General features: G+C 69.6%; 18 protein-coding genes. 8 read left to right on the forward strand and 10 right to left on the reverse strand.

The window, feature by feature from the left end; genetic code table 11:
- Positions 1-623: 623 nt before the first annotated feature.
- Genes AFR_RS35725 through miaA form a run of 3 tightly spaced genes read right to left on the reverse strand, consistent with a single transcriptional unit; the run spans position 624 to position 3,171 of the window.
- Positions 624-1,403 (reverse strand): glycerophosphodiester phosphodiesterase, encoded by a 780-nt coding sequence (locus AFR_RS35725; RefSeq protein ID WP_023561701.1) that lies wholly within the window; start codon positions 1,401-1,403, stop codon positions 624-626.
- Entirely contained in the window at positions 1,403-2,245 is an 843-nt protein-coding gene (gene dapF, locus AFR_RS35730) for a diaminopimelate epimerase (protein WP_041843177.1), read from the reverse strand. Before dapF ends, AFR_RS35725 begins: the two co-directional genes overlap by 1 nt.
- Before the next feature lie 8 nt (positions 2,246-2,253).
- Positions 2,254-3,171, reverse strand: coding sequence for a tRNA (adenosine(37)-N6)-dimethylallyltransferase MiaA (miaA, locus tag AFR_RS35735; RefSeq protein WP_041841390.1), 918 nt, complete (start codon positions 3,169-3,171; stop codon positions 2,254-2,256).
- A 172-nt stretch (positions 3,172-3,343) separates the two neighbouring features.
- On the opposite strand from miaA, the gene AFR_RS35740 reads away from it, so the two are divergent.
- Positions 3,344-4,552: a DUF349 domain-containing protein gene (locus tag AFR_RS35740; protein WP_023561704.1), complete on the forward strand. Its 1,209-nt coding sequence runs from the start codon at positions 3,344-3,346 to the stop codon at positions 4,550-4,552.
- A gap of 80 nt (positions 4,553-4,632) precedes the next feature.
- On the opposite strand, the gene AFR_RS35745 is transcribed toward AFR_RS35740, so the two are convergent.
- Positions 4,633-5,580, reverse strand: coding sequence for a threonine ammonia-lyase (locus AFR_RS35745; protein ID WP_023561705.1), 948 nt, complete (start codon positions 5,578-5,580; stop codon positions 4,633-4,635).
- A 7-nt stretch (positions 5,581-5,587) separates the two neighbouring features.
- On the reverse strand, positions 5,588-6,049 hold the full coding sequence (locus tag AFR_RS35750) for a group II truncated hemoglobin (protein ID WP_023561706.1): 462 nt from the start codon (positions 6,047-6,049) through the stop codon (positions 5,588-5,590).
- A gap of 55 nt (positions 6,050-6,104) precedes the next feature.
- Here AFR_RS35750 and AFR_RS35755 point away from each other — a divergent pair, with 55 nt between their 5' ends.
- Positions 6,105-6,440: a winged helix-turn-helix transcriptional regulator gene (locus AFR_RS35755; RefSeq protein WP_023561707.1), complete on the forward strand. Its 336-nt coding sequence runs from the start codon at positions 6,105-6,107 to the stop codon at positions 6,438-6,440.
- On the opposite strand, the gene AFR_RS35760 is transcribed toward AFR_RS35755, so the two are convergent.
- Positions 6,383-7,285 carry a LysR family transcriptional regulator gene (locus tag AFR_RS35760; protein WP_023561708.1) on the reverse strand — a complete coding sequence of 301 codons (903 nt, stop codon included), beginning with the start codon at positions 7,283-7,285 and terminating at the stop codon, positions 6,383-6,385. The two genes, AFR_RS35755 and AFR_RS35760, sit on opposite strands and share 58 nt — an antisense overlap.
- Before the next feature lie 69 nt (positions 7,286-7,354).
- Here AFR_RS35760 and AFR_RS35765 point away from each other — a divergent pair, with 69 nt between their 5' ends.
- Entirely contained in the window at positions 7,355-8,068 is a 714-nt protein-coding gene (locus AFR_RS35765; protein WP_023561709.1) for an SDR family oxidoreductase, read from the forward strand.
- Here the strand turns inward: AFR_RS35765 and AFR_RS35770 are convergent, their stop codons facing one another.
- Genes AFR_RS35770 through AFR_RS35780 form a run of 3 tightly spaced genes read right to left on the reverse strand, consistent with a single transcriptional unit; the run spans position 8,069 to position 11,423 of the window.
- Positions 8,069-9,490, reverse strand: a complete 1,422-nt coding sequence (locus AFR_RS35770; protein ID WP_023561710.1) for a GGDEF domain-containing protein — start codon at positions 9,488-9,490, stop codon at positions 8,069-8,071.
- Between the two features lie 40 nt (positions 9,491-9,530).
- The gene (gene miaB / locus AFR_RS35775) at positions 9,531-11,021 is read right to left on the reverse strand and encodes a tRNA (N6-isopentenyl adenosine(37)-C2)-methylthiotransferase MiaB (RefSeq protein ID WP_023561711.1); all 1,491 of its coding nucleotides are present in this window, start codon (positions 11,019-11,021) and stop codon (positions 9,531-9,533) included.
- 21 nt (positions 11,022-11,042) lie between these two features.
- On the reverse strand, positions 11,043-11,423 hold the full coding sequence (locus AFR_RS35780; RefSeq protein ID WP_023561712.1) for a hypothetical protein: 381 nt from the start codon (positions 11,421-11,423) through the stop codon (positions 11,043-11,045).
- A gap of 244 nt (positions 11,424-11,667) precedes the next feature.
- On the opposite strand from AFR_RS35780, the gene AFR_RS35785 reads away from it, so the two are divergent.
- The 4 genes from AFR_RS35785 (at position 11,668) to AFR_RS35800 (ending at position 15,028) form a co-directional block, all read left to right on the forward strand.
- A complete protein-coding gene (locus AFR_RS35785) occupies positions 11,668-12,414 on the forward strand; it encodes an amino acid ABC transporter ATP-binding protein (protein ID WP_023561713.1) in 747 nt (248 codons plus the stop codon).
- Between the two features lie 126 nt (positions 12,415-12,540).
- Positions 12,541-13,398: a glutamate ABC transporter substrate-binding protein gene (locus AFR_RS35790; protein WP_023561714.1), complete on the forward strand. Its 858-nt coding sequence runs from the start codon at positions 12,541-12,543 to the stop codon at positions 13,396-13,398.
- A gap of 80 nt (positions 13,399-13,478) precedes the next feature.
- Positions 13,479-14,153: an amino acid ABC transporter permease gene (locus AFR_RS35795; protein WP_023561715.1), complete on the forward strand. Its 675-nt coding sequence runs from the start codon at positions 13,479-13,481 to the stop codon at positions 14,151-14,153.
- Positions 14,150-15,028, forward strand: a complete 879-nt coding sequence (locus AFR_RS35800; protein ID WP_023561716.1) for an amino acid ABC transporter permease — start codon at positions 14,150-14,152, stop codon at positions 15,026-15,028. The genes AFR_RS35795 and AFR_RS35800 overlap by 4 nt, the downstream gene beginning before the upstream one ends.
- Before the next feature lie 45 nt (positions 15,029-15,073).
- Here the strand turns inward: AFR_RS35800 and AFR_RS35805 are convergent, their stop codons facing one another.
- Complete coding sequence (locus AFR_RS35805) at positions 15,074-15,280, reverse strand: tautomerase family protein (RefSeq protein ID WP_041843180.1); 207 nt, start codon at positions 15,278-15,280, stop codon at positions 15,074-15,076.
- Positions 15,281-15,406: 126 nt separating this feature from the next.
- On the opposite strand from AFR_RS35805, the gene AFR_RS35810 reads away from it, so the two are divergent.
- Positions 15,407-16,231, forward strand: coding sequence for a helix-turn-helix transcriptional regulator (locus tag AFR_RS35810; protein ID WP_023561718.1), 825 nt, complete (start codon positions 15,407-15,409; stop codon positions 16,229-16,231).
- The last annotated feature ends 900 nt before the right edge of the window (positions 16,232-17,131 follow it).

Consider the following 17,131-nt stretch of genomic DNA (forward strand, 5'->3'; position numbering starts at 1 on the left):
AACTTCAATGAAGTCGGGGCTTCGTGGGACTTGGACCGCCTTCCCCGCTCAGCGACGGGCGGCGGGCCAGGCAGGACGTCACCCCAACTTCAATGAAGTCGGGCCTTCGTGGGACTTGGACCGCCTTCCCCGCTCAGCGACGGGCGGCGGACCAGGCAGGACGTCACCCCAACTTCAATGAAGTCGGGCCTTCGTGGGACTTGGACCGCCTCCCCCGCTCAGCGACGGGCGGCGGACCAGGCAGGACGTCACCCCAACCTCATTGAAGTCGGGCCTTCGGCAGGCCTGGGCCCTCTCCCTCACTCAGCGACGGGCGACGGGCCAGGCAGGACGTCACCCCAACTTCAATGAAGTCGGGCCTGGGCCGCCTCCCCCGCTCAGCAGCTGGCGGCGGGCCAAGCAAGACGTCACCCCAAACTTCAATGAAGTCGGGCCTTCGTGGGGCTTGGACCGCCTCCCCTGCTCAGCGGCAGGCGGCGGGCCAGGCGGGACGTCACCCCAACTTCAATGAAGTCGAGCTTGGGCCGCCTCCCCGCCTAGCAGCGGGCGGCAGACGGCAAGCAAGACATTGGCCCAACTTCAATGAAGTCGGGCCTTCGCGGGACCCGGGCCGCTTCCCCCGCTCACCTGCGCGCGGCGGCCCAGCCCGTCAATTCCCCCGTACGGTCGGAGATCAGCCCAACAACGCCCGTTTTGAGCAGGTCGGGCCAGAGCGACACGTCGTTCGCCGTCCACGGCATGACGGCGACTCCCGCCTCAGCCAGCTGGGCAACCGTCTCCGGGGAGCCGATCACGGCGTTCATGGACGGGTTGCAGTAGACGATGCCCAGCTCCCGGGCGACGTCGACCTGCGAAGTGTCGAAGCCGTCCCGCAGCAGGCCACGACGGACCTCCGGGGCCGCTTCCGCCACGAGCCGGACGATGTTCGGGTCGAAGCTCTGGACGACCGTACGATCCAACAAGCCGGCGTCGACGACCTGACCCATGATGATCTTGGCTTGTTCCAGCGTCGCGGGCGGCTTGATCTCCAGCAGCAGCTCGACACGGGGCCGTTCGAACGAGGTCACGTCCGCTGTGGGCGTGAGCACCGCGTGGGGTCGCAGCAGCTCCAGGACCTCGGCCAGGCGGGGCACACGCGTGCCGGCGTACGCCGGGGAGAACCAGGAGCCTGCGTCCAGTGCGGACACCTCGTCCAGTGTCAGCTCCCAGACCTTGCCGGTGCCGTCGGTGGTCCGGTCGACCGTCCGGTCGTGGATCACCACGGGCACGCCGTCGGCCGTGGTCCGTACGTCGAACTCGATGAACGTCGCGCCGGACAGCACCCCCGCGGCCAGCGCCGGCAGGGTGTTCTCGGGCGCGACCGCGGAGTAGCCGCGGTGCGCCACGTTGTGCAGCCCCGCCATCAGACGAGTGCCGCCAGGTCGACCTCACCCGTCGCGACCAGCACCGCCGGGCCCGCCAGCCACCAGGCCGAGTTGTCCGCGGTGACCGTCAGGCGGCCGCCGGGGAGGTCCACGGCGACAACACCCGAGGTCAGGCCGGCGTCCCGCAGCGCGACCGCGCCGACCGCGAGGGCGCCGGAGCCGCACGACAGCGTCTCCGCCGAGCCGCGCTCGTAGACGCGCATGTTCACGTGGAGGTCGGCACCCTCGACGGGCTCACCCTGCGTGGTGAACTCGACGTTCACGCCCGCGGGGAACAGCGCCGGGTCGAAACCGGGTGCGTGGTGCAGGTCGAGGGAGCTCAGCGGGAGGCTGTCGTGCAGGCCGCAGACCAGGTGGGGGTTGCCACAGTCGACGGCGACACCCGGGAAGGTCAGGGGGCCGACGGTTGCGGTGCTGGCGGCGTACACATCAGGGGTGCGCATGTGGACCGCGATGATCTGGTCGTCGATCACCGCGCGCACGACGCCGGCCCGGGTGGCGACCGGGAGGCCCGAAGGGCCGGGTGTCGCCAGGCCGTTGGCCAGCAGATAGCGGGTGAAGACGCGGACGCCGTTGCCGCACATCTCCGCGATCGAGCCGTCGGCGTTCCAGTAGTCCATGAACCACTCGGCGTCGGCCGCGAAGCCGGCACCGTCCGGGTGCTTGGCGCTGCGCACGACCCGCAGCACGCCGTCCGCGCCGATGCCGCGGTGACGGTCGCAGAGCGCCGCGACGAGCTCGGGTGTCAGGTCGAGCGCCCCGTCGGGGTCGCCGAGGATGACGAAGTCGTTGCCGGTGCCGTGGCCCTTGGTGAACAACACGCGGTCCATCATCGCGCAACCGCCGCGCAGGCCGCCAACGCGTCCTCCGTCAGGGTGCCGGACGCGCCGTCGAGCCAGGTGATCCGTGGGTCGCGGCGGAACCACGAGCGCTGGCGGCGGACAAAACGGCGGGTCGCGCGTACCGTCTCGTCCTTGGCCTGGTCCTCGGTGAGGTCGCCGTCGAGCTGGGCCAGGGCCTGCTGGTAACCGAGCGCCCGGCCGGCGGTGCGGCCCTCGCGCAGGCCGTCGAGACCGCGGACCTCGTCGAGCAGGCCGGCGGCCCACATCAGGTCGACCCGGTCGGCGATCCGCTGGTCCAGCTCCGCGGTGTCACGGTCGACACCGATCTGCACTGACTGATAGTGAGGAGTTGGTGACGGCAGTGCCGCTGTGAAGGGTGCGCCGGTCAACTCGATCACTTCCAGGGCCCGGACGATGCGTCGACCGTTGGTGGGAAGGATCTTCTCGGCGGCGACCGGATCGAGTTCGCGGAGTCGCTCGTACAGGAAAAAAGTGCCCTCCGAGGCGAGCTCGCGCTCCAGACGGTCCCGAATGGCGGGATCCGTGCCGGGAAATTCGAACTCTTCCAGAACGGCACGGACGTAGAGCCCGGAACCGCCGACGAGCAGCGGCACCTTGCCCCGGGCGGCGATGTCGTCGACCGCGGCCCGGGCCAGCGCCTGATAGGCCTGCACACTCGCGGGCTCGGACACGTCCCAGACGTCGAGGACGTGGTGCGGAACGCCTTCCCGCTCGTCGGTGCGGAGCTTCGCCGTACCGATGTCCATACCCCGGTAGAGCTGCATGGAGTCGGCGTTGACGACCTCGCCGCCGAGGGCGTGGGCGAGGGCCAGGCTGAGGGCGGATTTGCCGGCCGCGGTGGGTCCGACGACCGCGACGACCCCGGGAGGAGGGAGCAATGGCACGGAGCCACCGTAACGGGCTGGTCACGGTCATCCTCGGGCGCTTCCCCGGAACCGGGTTGGACCTGTGACAATGCGCGAGAAAGAATGCCGATGGGATGATGGCATTCGACTGCGCTATGGCGGCGGTCACGGGCAGCGACGCTCGCACCGCCGGGAGAACGAGGGTGGGCTCATGAACGACTGGACGGCCTTCGGGCGCGTGGATGCCGACGGCACCGTGTATGTGAAGACGGCCGAGGGCGACCGCGTGGTCGGCTCGTGGCAGGCGGGCACGCCCGAGGAGGGCCTGGCCCACTTCGCCCGGCGCTTCGCGGACCTGGTGACCGAGGTCGACCTCATCGAGGCCCGCCTCAAGTCCGGTGCCGCCGACGCCACGCACTCGCTGACCAGCGTGAAGAGGATTCGCGCGAGCCTCGACGAGGCGCACGTCGTCGGCGACATCGAGGGGCTCGCCGCCCGCCTCGACCGGCTGACCGCGGTCGCGGACGAGAAGGCCGGAGAGGCCAAGGCCGCCCGCGAGGTGGCCCGCGGCGAGGCGCTGGCACGCAAGACCACCCTGGTCGAGGAGGCGGAGACGATCGCCGCCGAGTCGACGGGCTGGAAGAGCGCCGGCGACCGGCTCAAGGAGATCCTCGACGAGTGGAAGACGATCCGCGGCGTCGACAAGAAGACCGACGGCGAGCTGTGGAAGCGCTTCGCGGCCGCCCGTGACGGCTTCACCCGCCGCCGCGGCGCGCACTTCGCCACCCTCGACGGCCAGCGCAAGCAGGCGCAGACCGCCAAGGAAGAGCTGGTCAAGGAGGCCGAGAGCCTGTCGGACTCGACCGAGTGGTCGACGACGGCCAACCGCCTCAAGGACCTGATGAACGAGTGGAAGGCCGCACCGCGCGCGGCGAAGGAAGCCGAACAGCGCCTCTGGGAACGTTTCCGGGCCGCGCAGGACGCCTTCTTCACCCGCCGCAGCGAGGTCTTCTCGGCGCGCGACGCCGAGTACAAGGGCAACCTCGACAAGAAGCAGGCGATCCTCACCGAGATCGAGGCGCTCGACGTCGACGCCGACCCTCGCGGCGCGCAGAACAAACTGCGTGACGCGCAGGCTGCCTGGCACGACGCTGGTCGTGTGCCGCGCGAGTCGGCAGCGAGCCTGGACCGCCGGTGGCGGGCCGCCGAGGAGCGCATCCGGGTCGCGATGGACTCGGCCTGGCGCAAGACGGCCCCGCAGGACAACCCGCTGCTCCAGCAAATGCGCGAGCAGGTGGCCGAGGCCGAGCAGCGTCTCGCCCGGGCCCAGGCGGCCGGCGACAACCGCCGCATCAAGGAAGCCGAGCAGGCGCTCTCCTCGAAGCGGCAGTTCCTGTCCCTGGCCGAGCAAGCGAACTAGTTCTTCCGAGGGCGGCGGCAAGCTCCGGCTTGCCGCCGCTCCTTCTTTTTTCCTGTACGCGCACAGCCGTGACGACGCGCTCAGACCAGCGCGGCGAGTTCTGCGTCGTTCGCGTTGCCGCCCGTGCAGACGACCGCAATGCGCTTGCCGGTGAAGAGGTCGGGGCGGGACAGGACGCCGGCCAGGGCTGCGGCGCCGGCGCCCTCAGCGAGCGTGTGGGCCTTCGTCGCGAGCAGGCGCTGCGCCTGGGTGATCTGGTCGTCCGTCACCAGCAGGAAGTCGCTGAGGCCGTTGCGCATCAGGCGCTGCGGGAGGTCGAAGCCGCGGCCGGTGGCCAGGCCGTCGACGCGGGTGCGGTTGGGGCGTTTGACGAGCTCGCCCGTCCGCCACGAGTCGTAGGCGGCGCGGGAGGCCTCGGACTGCACCCCGATGACGTGACATTTCGGGGCGAGTTCGCGGGCGACAACCGTAGCCGCGCTCGCGCCGGTGCCGCTGCCGATCGGGACCAGGATCGCGTCCAGGTCCGGCTGCGACTCGAGGATCTCCTGGTAGAGCGTGCCCACACCGGCCAGCAGTTCCGGGGTGTCACCCGGGCTGACCAGCCGTGCGCCGGTCTCCCGGGCCAGGGCCTCGGCGTGGTGCTGGGCCGCTTCAAGGTCCGGCCCGTGCAGGATCACCTCGGCGCCCAGGGCCGCCACCGCGTTCGCCTTGGCCGGGTTCGCGGCCGCCGGCATCACGACTGTGCACGGGGCGCCGTACGCCGCACTGGCGTACGCCAGGGATTGTGCGTGGTTGCCGGTGGAGTAACTGACCGTGCCGCGGGCGCGGTCCTCGGCCGACATCGCGTCGAGCAGCGTGAGACCACCGCGCACCTTGAACGCGCCGACCGGCTGGACATTCTCGTGCTTCACGTGGACGGTGGCGCCTACGGCCGCGTCCAGGACCGGGTACGACCACATCGGTGTCGGCGGCAGGTGGCGGTAGACGATGTCCCGGGCGGCGGCCACGTCGGCGAAGCTGAGATCCATTCCCCCATCATCCCTGCCACGGCGGCGCCACTCCCCAGCCCCAGCGCGGCACGGGGGCCTGGCAGACGACGTCGGCGCCGGGCTGCGAGTTGAGCCGCGCGAGCCTGGTCCCCCACTCGACGTAGCCGAGGAACGCCGCCCGGAACTCCGGGTCGCCCGGCAGGCCCGCCTCGTCGGCGGCGTCCTGGATCAGGTTGACCCAGCGCCGGCGCTGCGGCTCGGTGATGGCCATGCCGATGTGCTTGGCGACCATGGTCGCGTAACCGCCGTGCTCGGCCGAATAGGCCGGCGGTCCGCCGAAGACCTCCGCCAGCCACAGTGCGACGTACCTGGCGTGGCCCGGATCCATCCGGGCGAAGAGCGGCCCGAGCAGGTCGTCCTTCACCACCCGGTCGTAGAACACATCGGTCAGGCGCACGAACGCGTCGGTGCCGCCGGCCCACTCGTAGAGCGTCGGTGTCTCCCCCATGCGCACCAGCCCAGCACGGCACCGCACCCCACGGCAAGAACGCACATAATGGTGCGTGCCCAAGAGCTACTCCTGCCCGGTCGAGCTGACCGTCGACGTGGTCGGCGGACGCTGGCGCACCGTGCTGCTGGCCCACCTCAAGGAGGGCGTGCACCGGTACGGCGAGCTGCGCCGCCTGACCCCGGGCATCAGCGAGAAGATGCTCAGCCAGCGTCTGCGCGAGCTGGAGGCCGACGGCCTGATCAGCCGCAAGGATCTCGGCACCGTGCCGCCCCACGTGGAGTACGACCTCACCGACGAGGGTCGCAGCCTGACGCCGGTGCTCCAGGCCCTCTACGACTGGGGTGTGGCCCGCGCCGAACGCACCGGAGTGTCCATCGACGTCCCGTGACGGTGCTTCTCGGCGATCTCGGCCGCCACCCGGACGAACGCCGCCAGCGCCCGCGAGGTGCTGCGTTCGGGCCAGGCCAGCGCCGCCGTGATCGGCGCGGCGTCGACCAGCGGCACACAGACGAGCTCCCGCCGCAGGTAGTGGCTCGCCGACGCGGGCAGCACGGCGATCGTGCGTTCCAGGGCGATCATCTGCAGCAACTGCGTCGAGTCCTGCACCACCGGGCCGGTCGCGGTGGTGTCGTCCTGGCCGCGCAGGCGGGGCAGCGTCTCGCCCTCGAGGTCGGCGAGGTGCAGGGTCTCCCGGTCGGCCAGGCGGTGGGTCCGGGGCAGGACCACGACCTGACCCTCCACGAACAACTCCTCGACGTCGAAACCGCTGAAGTCGTCGTGGGGGGCATGCAGCAACCCGACGTCGGCGCGGCCCTCCCGCAACCAGACGGCCTGCTCGGCGACGCCGCACAGCAGCACCTCGACCGGGATCGCCTCGGCCTCCTGCTCGTACCGGGACAGGATGTCGCCGAGCAGACCGCCGTCGCTGATCGGCTTCATGACCAGCACCAACCGGCGTACGGGCTGACCTGCGCGCTGGGCCCGCCGGGCCGACGCCGCCACGGCGTCCATGGCCTTGCGCCCCTCGTGGAGGAACACCTCGCCGGCCTCGGTCAGCAGCACCCGCCGGCTGTCCCGGTCGAGCAGCGTCACCCCGAGGCGGTGCTCGAGCTGCTTGATCGCGCGCGACAGCGGTGGCTGCGCGATGCCCAGCCGGGCCGCCGCCCGGCCGAAGTGCAGTTCCTCGGCGACCGCGATGAAGTACGCCAGTTCCCGGGTCTCCAGCCGCTCCATACCCTGAGGGTATCGCGCCTGATTCAACCGGTCTTTCCGCTCGAGCCGCGGCGGTGGTGGGCTCGAAGCATGACAAACATCGCCCTGGTGACCGGGGCCAACAAGGGCATCGGCCGGGAGATCGCCGCAGGCCTGGTAGAACTCGGTACGACGGTGGTGATCGGCGCCCGCGACGAACAACGCGGTAAGGAAGCTGCGGCCGAGCTGGGCGTCGAGTCGGTCGTCCTGGACGTGACCGACGCCGGCTCGGTGCGGGCCGCCGCCGGCCGGCTGACCGACCGGTTCGGGCGGCTCGACGTGCTGGTCAACAACGCCGGCATCTCGGGCGGATGGGAGCAGGCGCCGAGCACCGTCGATCCGGCGCTGGTCCGCGCGGTGTTCGACGTCAACTTCTTCGGCGTCCTGACCGTGACCAACGCGATGCTGCCCCTGCTGCGCCGCTCCCCCGCCGCGCGCATCGTCAACGTGTCCAGCAAAGGCGGGTCGCTGACGGCCCAGAGCGACCCGGACGACCCGCTGCACCGGAGCTCGCCCGTCAGCGCCGCCTACGTCCCGTCCAAGGCGGCCCTCAATTCCCTGACCGTCCAGTACGCCCGGGAGCTCAGCAGCGAAGGCATCCTGGTCAACCTGGCCTGCCCGGGTTTTGTGGCCACCGACCTGAACGGCTTCCGCGGTACCCGCACGACCGAACAGGGCGCCGCGATCGTCCTGCGGCTGGCCACCCTGGGCCCGGACGGCACAACGGGCGGCTTCTACGACGACAACGGCCGCATCCCCTGGTGATCAGGCGAGGGCGAGGCTGAGGGCGCCGACCGACTTCGACTGCTTGGCGGTGTACATGGCGGCGTCGGCGTGGCCGAGCAGGTCGTCGGTGCTGCTCGCCGCGCCGGCGAAGGCCACACCGACGCTGACGCCGATGCGGACGCTCTCACCGGCCACGACGATCGGCCGGGCGACCATGTCGCGGATGCGGGCGCAGACGGCGTCGACGGTGGCCCGCGGGTCGTCGTCGCGGCAGACGACGACAAACTCGTCACCGCCGAACCGGCTGACCAGGTCCTGGTCGCGGACACAGGCGCGGAGGCGGTCCGCGACCGCGACCAGCAGCTCGTCGCCGGCGGCGTGGCCGAGCCGGTCGTTGACCGCCTTGAAGCCGTCGAGGTCGCAGAAGAGCACGGCCACGCCGGGCCCGGTCAGGTCGGCTGTGAGCCGGTCCAGGCACGCAGCCCGGTTCGGCAGCCCGGTCAGCGCGTCGTGGGTGGCCATCCGCACGAGGGCCTGCTCGGCGCGGCGACGCTGGGTCGACAACCGCGACACGCGGACCATCACCAGCGGGATCACCACGGCGGACCCGACGGCGATCAGCAACCCGTCCGTGGGCAGCCCGAAAACGACGCGGCCGCCACCGACCACGGGAATGAGCGCGGTCATCGTGCCCAGGAACGTCAGGCGGGCGACCGACAGATCATCGCGGGGCGGCGGGCCGGGCCGGGTGATGCGGGCCGCGGACGGGTGCAGGGCCGCACACCCGAGCAACGCGTACCCGGCCAGGAACGGCACGTTGGTCCAGTCGGCGCGGTCGCCCGTCACCGCGTCGATGGTCAGCGCGGCGGACAGGTTGCCGACCAGACCGGCGACCTGCCCGAGGGACAGCATCCACATCGCCGGCAGCCGCTCCCCGGCCACCAGCGTCACCCGCAGCAACGCGCCGAGCGAGCCGGCCATGACGAGCACGTTGACGAATAGCGCGGCCTGCCGGTCCACCGGAGCATCGGCGGCGGTCAGCTGCGGCAGCAGGACGGTGTCCCAGAGCAGGCCACCGAGGGCCAGCGCGATGATCGCGGAGTCGATGACACCACCGATGTCCCGCCGGCCGCGCCGCACCACGACGACCATCGCCCCGGCGAGCAGCAGCAGGTTGGCCACGATGTAGAAGAGGTCAGCGACCGTACCGTCGCCGGTCACGCCCTGGAGGTAGTAGATCCACAACCAGGCGAGGTTGCCGACGTTGAAGGCCACCAGGCCGGCCAGCAACAGCCACCAGGGCGCGCGGGCGGTGACGGGGCTGCGGCGTACCCCGGCGACGACCGCGACCAGCGCGGCCAGGGTCACCAGCAGGAACGGGACCGTGCGCAGGTCGTACGGCACCGCCAGGTATCCCGCCACCAGGGCGAAGGACACCACGGCGTACCAGCGCAGGACCATGGTCCCCGCATCGGCCGGGGACCTGTGGTCATGAGCCTTTCTAGACGGCGCAGCCGCCGGTGGTCGCGGGCAGCGGCGCCGGGACGCCCAGCGTCGGCAGACCCAGGGACACCCCGGCTGTCCGCGGCGCGCGGCCGGCCTCGTGGGCGTCGCCCGCCCGCGTGCGGCGGTGGCTCAGCGGGGCGCGGTCGGCGTTGAGGTGGTGCGGGGCGGCGTACGTGATCTCGGTCTGCACGAGGTCACCCGGCCGGATGCCGGTCAGGTCGCCGGTGGCGAAGTGGACGAGCCTGCCGTCCCGGGCGCGGCCGCTCATCCGGCCGGTCCGCTCGTCCTTGCGGCCCTCACCGGTGGCGACCAGGACCTCGACCGTACGCCCGATCTGCTTCTTGTTCTCCGCCCAGGTGATGTCCTCGAGCGTGGCGATCAACCGCTCGTACCGCTGCTGGACGACCTGCTTGGGCAGCTGCTCCTCCATCGTCGCGGCCGGGGTGCCCGGGCGCTTCGAATACTGGAACGTGAAGGCGGTGGAGAAGCGGGCCTGACGCACCACGTCGAGGGTGCGCTCGAAGTCGTCCTCGGTCTCGCCCGGGAAGCCCACGATGATGTCCGTGGTGATCGCGGCGTCCGGCATCGCGGCGCGGACCTTGTCGATGATCCCGAGGTACTTCTCCGAGCGGTAGCTGCGGCGCATCGCCTTGAGCACCTGGTCGGAGCCGGACTGCAGCGGCATGTGCAGCGAGTGGCAGACGTTCGGCGTCTCGGCCATCGCGGCGATCACGTCGTCGGTGAAGTCCTTCGGGTGCGGGCTGGTGAAACGCACCCGCTCCAGGCCCTCGACGTCACCGCAGGCCCGCAGCAGCTTGCCGAACGCGAGCCGGTCACCGAACTCGACACCGTAGGAGTTGACGTTCTGGCCCAGCAGGGTGACCTCGAGGACACCCTCGGCGACCAGCGCCTCGACCTCGGCGAGCACGTCACCGGGGCGGCGGTCCCTCTCCTTGCCGCGCAGCGCCGGCACGATGCAGAAGGTGCACGTGTTGTTGCAGCCCACCGAGATCGACACCCAGCCGGCGTAGGTCGACTCGCGGCGGGTCGGCAGCGTGGACGGGAAGACCTCGAGCGACTCGAGGATCTCGACCTCGGCCTCCTGGTTGTGCCGGGCGCGGTCGAGCAGCGCCGGCAGCGAGCCGATGTTGTGCGTACCGAAGACGACATCGACCCAGGGCGCGCGCTTGACGATGTCGCCGCGGTCCTTCTGGGCCAGGCAGCCGCCGACGGCGATCTGCATGTCGGGGTTCTTCACCTTCGTCGGGCGCAGGCGGCCGAGGTTGCCGTAGAGGCGGTTGTCGGCGTTCTCGCGGACCGCGCACGTATTGAAGACCACGACGTCCGCCGCGTCCGCGTCGGCCGCGCGGACGTACCCCGCGCCCTCCATCAGCCCGGAGATGCGCTCGCTGTCGTGCACGTTCATCTGGCAGCCGTACGTGCGCACGTCGTAGGTGCGGGAGGCGCCCTGTGTCTCGGTAGTCATGGCAATTGACCAGGGTAGTCCCTAGGCGGCTGCGGGTCGCTCCGGTGTCGGGACCGGTTTCCACCGCGAACGGCCACAGCCGGGGCCGAGGGCGCACGCCGGGTCGTCGCCGGTGCAGGGGCGCAGGTGGCGGCGCTCCGTACCGTCGTCGGTCTCGATCTCGTCGACGTGCACCGCCCGTAATGTCCCGTCGGGCTCGGCCAGCACGTACCGGGAAGGGTTGAGGGTGTCGTCGGGGAGCAGGAGCTCGGCGCCGAGCCGGACCGAGACGGCGCTGGCGATCGTCGCCTCCGCGAGGTCGGCCGGGGCGAGGTAACACTCGATCAGGGTCGGGAAATCGCCGTCGACGTGCCACACGTCACAGAGCACCGCTCCATCGACGGGGACGTCCAGTGTCGTCACAGGAAGCTGCAACGCTCCCGACACCGCCGACCGGACAACTGCCTCATCGAGGCGTCCGGCGGCACACCAACTCCAAAGTCCGTCGCTCGGATCGGGGTCAGCCATACCGCTCATCGTGGACATCACTTCCCCTTCGCACCTGCACAGTTACCGCTCCGTGACCAATCTCGGTGTGAACCGATACAACCGCGCCAATAGAGTGACCCCATCCGAGTGAACCCAACGACGGGACGGTGGTCCGACGGTGCCGACAAGCGAGCCTCTCATCGTTCTCGAGGGCGTCAACAAATACTTCGGCCCGCTGCACGTCCTGCAGGATGTCAGCCTGTCCGTCGACCGCGGCGAGGTGGTCGTCGTGATCGGACCTTCGGGATCGGGTAAGTCGACGCTGTGCCGGGCGATCAACCGCCTCGAGCCGATCAACTCGGGCACGATCACGTTCGACGGGCAGGCGCTGCCGGCCGAGGGCAAGGCGCTGGCCAAACTGCGCAGCGAGGTCGGCATGGTCTTCCAGTCGTTCAACCTCTTCGCCCACAAGACCATCCTGCAGAACGTGATGCTGGGTCCGGTCAAGGTCCGGGGCGAGAAGGTGGCGGTCGTCCGTGAGCGCGCGATGAGCCTGCTCGACCGGGTCGGCATCGCCAGCCAGGCGGACAAGTTCCCCGCCCAGCTCTCCGGCGGCCAGCAGCAGCGTGTCGCCATCGCCCGGGCGCTGGCCATGCAGCCCAAGGCGCTGCTCTTCGACGAGCCGACCAGCGCGCTCGACCCCGAGATGGTCGGCGAGGTCCTCGACGTCATGACGGCCCTGGCCCGCGAGGGCATGACGATGGTCGTCGTCACCCATGAGATGGGTTTTGCCCGACACGCCGCCAACCGGGTGGTCTTCATGGCCGACGGTCAGCTGGTCGAGTCGGCGCCCCCCGTCGAGTTCTTCGAGAACCCCAAGAGCGAGCGCGCCAGGGACTTCCTCTCCAAGATCCTCACTCACTGACTGTCCACTCCGGATACCTCGGAACCGGCATCCGACAGTTCACTTGAAGCTTTTGCAGTGCACGCGCAGGTTCAGAATGTTTGCAGTTTCCAGCAGTACGCAGTTTCCAGCAGGAGGAGCAGGACGATGCGCATCACCCGTATGACGGCAGTAGCCGGAGCGTTCGCCCTGGCGATGGCCGCGGCAGCATGTGGCGGCGGCGACGACAGCGGTTCGGATTCCGGCGCCAAGGGCATCGTCGGCAAGGCGACCAGCGACAAGAAGCTGGTCGTGGGTGTGAAGGCCGACCAGCCCGGCCTCGGCCTGCAGACCGGTGGCACCTACACCGGCTTCGACATCGAGATCGCGAAGATCATCGCGAAGGGCCTCGGCGTGCCCGAGACCGGCATCGAATACAAGACGACCGTGTCGGCCAACCGTGAGCCGTTCATCCAGCAGGGTCAGGTCGACCTGGTCGTGGCGACCTACACGATCAACGACGAGCGCAAGAAGGTCGTCAACTTCGGCGGCCCGTACTACATCGCCGGCCAGGACCTGCTCGTCCCGACCGCCTCGACGATCACCGGCCCCGAGTCGCTCGCCGGCAAGAAGGTCTGTTCCGTCTCCGGTTCCACGCCGGCCAAGCGGATCCAGACCGACTACAAGGACGCGAAGCTCCAGCAGTTCGACTCGTACTCCAAGTGCGTGACGGCGCTGGCGGGTGGACAGGTCGACGCGGTCACCACCGACGACATCATCCTCGCCGGGTACGCCTCGCAGGACCAGTACGCCGGCAAGTTCAAGGTCGTCGGCAAGAAGTTCAGCGAGGAGCCGTACGGCATCGGCCTGAAGAAGGACGACTCCGAGGGCTGCAACAAGATCAACGAGATCCTGAAGGCCTCGGCGACCGACGGTTCGTACAAGGCCGCGTGGGACAACACGCTCGGCAAGAGCGGCACGGCGGCGCCGGAGCTCGACGTCACCAAGCTCACCAACTGCAGCTGATCCACCGATAGGCGGGCGGGGCCGGCGACAAGCCGGCCCCGCCCGGTCGTTCCCTGCCGCAGCGCGAGGAAGCGAGGACGATGGACGTCTTCTCCGATCCCACCAACATCGACGTGTACGTGACGGGGTTCCTCTGGATCCTGAAACTGACCGCGGCGGGCACCGTCGGTGCCCTCGTGCTCGGCGTCCTGCTCGCCGCGATGCGGGTGTCACCGGTCCCCGTGCTGCGTCTTGTCGGCACGACCTGGGTCAACACGTTCCGGAACACCCCACTGACACTGATCGTGTTCTTCTGCTACTTCGGTCTGTTCTCGACGCTCGGCGTCACCCTGTCGGACGACATCGACACGAACAACTACTGGCTCGGTGTGGTCGGCCTGTCGGTCTACACGGCCGCGTTCGTGTGCGAGGCGATCCGCTCGGGCATCAACACCGTCCCGGCCGGTCAGGCCGAGGCGGCGCGGGCGATCGGCATGTCGTTCTTCCAGACCCTCACGATGATCATCCTGCCGCAGGCGGGCCGGGCGGTGATCGCGCCGCTGGGCAGCATCTTCATCGCCCTGGCCAAGAACGCCACGATCGTCGGCACGATCGGCCTGATGGAGTCCTCGAACGCGATGAAGGAACTCATCAACGCCAACGGTGACGCGGTCATCCCGATCTTCCTGGTCTTCGCCGGGACGTTCGCGCTCGTCCTGATCCCGACCGGTTACGGCTTCGGCTGGCTGGCCAACCGCCTGGCGGTGAAACGATGAGCGCCGACGCCGTCCTCTACGACCACCCGGGTCCCCGCGCGAAGATCCGCAACACGATCCTGACCGTCGTCTTCGGCCTCGGTCTGCTCGCGCTGGTCTACTGGATCTACCGCAAGTTCGACGAGAAGGGCCAGTGGGCGGCGGCGCTGTGGAAGCCGTTCACCGAGTCGTCGACCTGGACGGACTACATCCTCCCGGGTCTGTGGGCGACCCTGAGCGCGGCCGCCGTCGCGATGGTCCTCTCGCTGATCTTCGGCATCGTCTTCTCGGTCGGGCGCCTCTCCGAACACTGGTGGCTCAGCGTGCCGAGCGGCATCATCGTGGAGTTCTTCCGCGCCGTGCCGCTGCTGCTGCTGATGTTCTTCATCTTCTACGGCGTCCCGTTCATCACCGAGGCGCCGATGGACCCGTTCTGGGCCGTGGTCATCGGGCTCACGCTCTACAACGGCTCGGTCCTGGCCGAGGCCTTCCGCGCCGGCATCAAGTCGGTCCCGCGCGGGCAGAGCGAGGCGGCGTACGCCATCGGCATGCGCAAGAGCCTGGTCATGCGCGAGATCCTCGTGCCGCAGGCCGCCCGGGCGATGCTTCCCGTCATCGTCAGCCAGCTGGTCGTCCTGGTGAAGGACACCGCGCTGGGCTACATCATCGGCTACTCCGAGCTGCTCCAGGACGGCGTCAACACCCTGGCGGCGAACTTCGGCAACATCGTGGCCGCGGCGATCGTGGCGGCGATCATCTACATCGCGGTGAACGCGTCACTGACGGCCTTCGCGGGCTGGCTCGAACGCCGCACCCGGCGCCAGGGCAAAGCCCCGAAGAACTCCGGTCCGCGTCCGGCCGCGACTGTGGAAACCGGCGAGGCGGTCGGCGCGTAGGTTTTTCGGAACTGCGCCCGGTGCCTCTCGGCACCGGGCGCATTTTCAGTTTCCGCTGAGCTTCGCGAGAGTCAGCACCTCGCCGCGGATCCCCCAGCCGCCGTCGACCACCTCGTCGACCAGGACCATGGTGTTGTCGCGGACGTCGTCGCCGAAGGTCTCCGCGTACAGGTCGGTGACTTTGTGCACGAGGGTCTCCTTCTGCTCGGGCGTGAGCAGACCGGCGGGAACCTTGAGGTTGGCGAATGGCATGGCGTTCTCCTTCATTTGGTGGCTGCACCCCGACAGTGGCCTGCTCGTCCCGGCTGATCCAGGAGCCGCTCACCCGGGGGACGCCATCCCCTGCCTCCGGCCGCCGGCGTCAGCGACACTGGCAGCATGAACCTGGCTGAGCTGGGCGCCTTCCTCCAGACGCGCCGCGCCCGGACCACCCCTGCGGAGGTCGGCCTGCCCACCGGCCCTCGCCGCCGGGTCCCCGGCCTGCGCCGCGACGAGGTCGCCCACCTCGCCGGCGCCTCGGTCGACTACTACATCGAGCTCGAACGCGGCCGCGGCGCCCAGCCGTCCCCGCAGATGCTGGCGGCACTCGCCCGAGCACTGCGCCTGGACACCGACGAACGCGACCACCTGTTCCGCCTCGCCGGCCGGGCAACACCGGGCGGCGTCAGCTCCCACGTCCAGCCGGCGATGCTGACGCTGCTCGACCGCCTCGACACCACACCGGCGCAGATCCTCACCGACCTGCACGAAACGGTGGTGCAGAACAGGCTCGCCGTTGCGCTGCTCGGGCCGGCGCAGGGCAGCTTCCTCCACCGCTGGTTCACCGACCCCGCGAGCCGCCTGATCTATCCCCCGGCGGACCACCCGCACCATTCGAAGGTGCTGGTCTCCGACCTGCGCGCGGCGGTCGCCCGCAGAAACCACGACACGACCGCCCGCACCATGGTGACCGAATTACTGCGCTCGAGTGACGAATTCGCCGCGCTGTGGAAAACGGGTGATGTGGCGGTGCGCCGCGGTGAACGCAAACGCATCAACCATCCGTCACTCGGCATCATCGACATCAACTGCCAGAACCTGTTCAGCGAAGACGGCCATCAACGCCTCCAATTCTTCACAGCCCCGATCGGCGGCGACGCAGTCGAACAACTCCGCCTACTGTCGGTGATAGGCACGCAGAGTCTTTCGGAGGTCGACCGATGAGAGGTTTCCATCGTCTTTGGCCGAGTGGGCTCAGCGATTTGCCACCGAACGCCATTGATTCCGCGGCGGCCCCAGGTCTCCGGGCCTGCCCGTTCGGACATTCATCAACGACAACACGATCCGGACCGTGCCGCCCTGGTCGTCGACCGAACGCCACCGTTACCCACACTGACCGGGGTGCTCGAAGCCGTGCCGGCCGCACAGGTGCTGGTCGACCTCGAGGCGTGGGCGAGCCGCCGCAAAGACAACCTGTCCCTCAGCCTGCGCGAAGCCCCGACCGCAAACGGGTCAACCGTTGAGACCCGGGCGCGCCCCGCTCGCGCGAACCACCGATCTTGAACATGCGCGAGGCCCCGAGCAGGTGAGGGAGACCGCGATCAATGCACACCGGTCCCTCAACCACGCCGTCCCCAGGCCCAACTTCCGTGAAGTTGGGCCTTGAGACCGCTCGAACCACCCACGGCGAGCAAGCGCAAAGCACCGGGCAGGGCCAGATAGACCGCGATGAAAGACCACAGACACTCAACCACCCGCACCCCGACACCCGACTTCCGTGAAGTTGGGCTTTCAATGCCCACCCGGCCGGCTCGCACGGAGCACAAATCTTCAGCGTGCGCGAAGCCCTGACCGGAGTGGGTCGACCGCTGAGGAAGCCCACCTGCTTTGAGCGTGCGCTGCGCTGACTGGGGTGGTCGACCGCTCAGGAAGCCCACCGGCTTTGAGCGTGCGCTGCGCTGACTGGCGTGGTCGACCGCTGAGAAAGCCCACCGGCTTTGAGCGTGCGCTGCGCTGACTGGCGTGGTCGACCGCTGAGAAAGCCCACCGGCTTTGAGCGTGCGCTGCGCTGACTGGCGTGGTCGACCGCTGAGAAAGCCCACCGGCTTTGAGCGTGCGCGGAGC

Origin of the sequence: Amorphoplanes friuliensis DSM 7358 (assembly GCF_000494755.1) — a bacterium.
Classification (GTDB): domain Bacteria; phylum Actinomycetota; class Actinomycetes; order Mycobacteriales; family Micromonosporaceae; genus Actinoplanes; species Actinoplanes friuliensis.

What these genes read in the sequence shown, in the direction of transcription:
- AFR_RS35790 (WP_023561714.1), top strand. Translation starts at nt 12,541, where the DNA reads ATGCGCATCACCCGTATGACGGCAGTAGCCGGAGCGTTCGCCCTGGCG.
- AFR_RS35800 (WP_023561716.1), top strand. Translation starts at nt 14,150, where the DNA reads ATGAGCGCCGACGCCGTCCTCTACGACCACCCGGGTCCCCGCGCGAAG.
- AFR_RS35795 (WP_023561715.1), top strand. Translation starts at nt 13,479, where the DNA reads ATGGACGTCTTCTCCGATCCCACCAACATCGACGTGTACGTGACGGGG.
- AFR_RS35770 (WP_023561710.1), bottom strand. Translation starts at nt 9,490, where the DNA reads ATGGTCCTGCGCTGGTACGCCGTGGTGTCCTTCGCCCTGGTGGCGGGA.
- AFR_RS35805 (WP_041843180.1), bottom strand. Translation starts at nt 15,280, where the DNA reads ATGCCATTCGCCAACCTCAAGGTTCCCGCCGGTCTGCTCACGCCCGAG.
- AFR_RS35725 (WP_023561701.1), bottom strand. Translation starts at nt 1,403, where the DNA reads ATGGCGGGGCTGCACAACGTGGCGCACCGCGGCTACTCCGCGGTCGCG.
- AFR_RS35760 (WP_023561708.1), bottom strand. Translation starts at nt 7,285, where the DNA reads ATGGAGCGGCTGGAGACCCGGGAACTGGCGTACTTCATCGCGGTCGCC.
- AFR_RS35765 (WP_023561709.1), top strand. Translation starts at nt 7,355, where the DNA reads ATGACAAACATCGCCCTGGTGACCGGGGCCAACAAGGGCATCGGCCGG.
- AFR_RS35810 (WP_023561718.1), top strand. Translation starts at nt 15,407, where the DNA reads ATGAACCTGGCTGAGCTGGGCGCCTTCCTCCAGACGCGCCGCGCCCGG.
- AFR_RS35750 (WP_023561706.1), bottom strand. Translation starts at nt 6,049, where the DNA reads ATGGGGGAGACACCGACGCTCTACGAGTGGGCCGGCGGCACCGACGCG.
- AFR_RS35740 (WP_023561704.1), top strand. Translation starts at nt 3,344, where the DNA reads ATGAACGACTGGACGGCCTTCGGGCGCGTGGATGCCGACGGCACCGTG.
- AFR_RS35745 (WP_023561705.1), bottom strand. Translation starts at nt 5,580, where the DNA reads ATGGATCTCAGCTTCGCCGACGTGGCCGCCGCCCGGGACATCGTCTAC.
- miaB (WP_023561711.1), bottom strand. Translation starts at nt 11,021, where the DNA reads ATGACTACCGAGACACAGGGCGCCTCCCGCACCTACGACGTGCGCACG.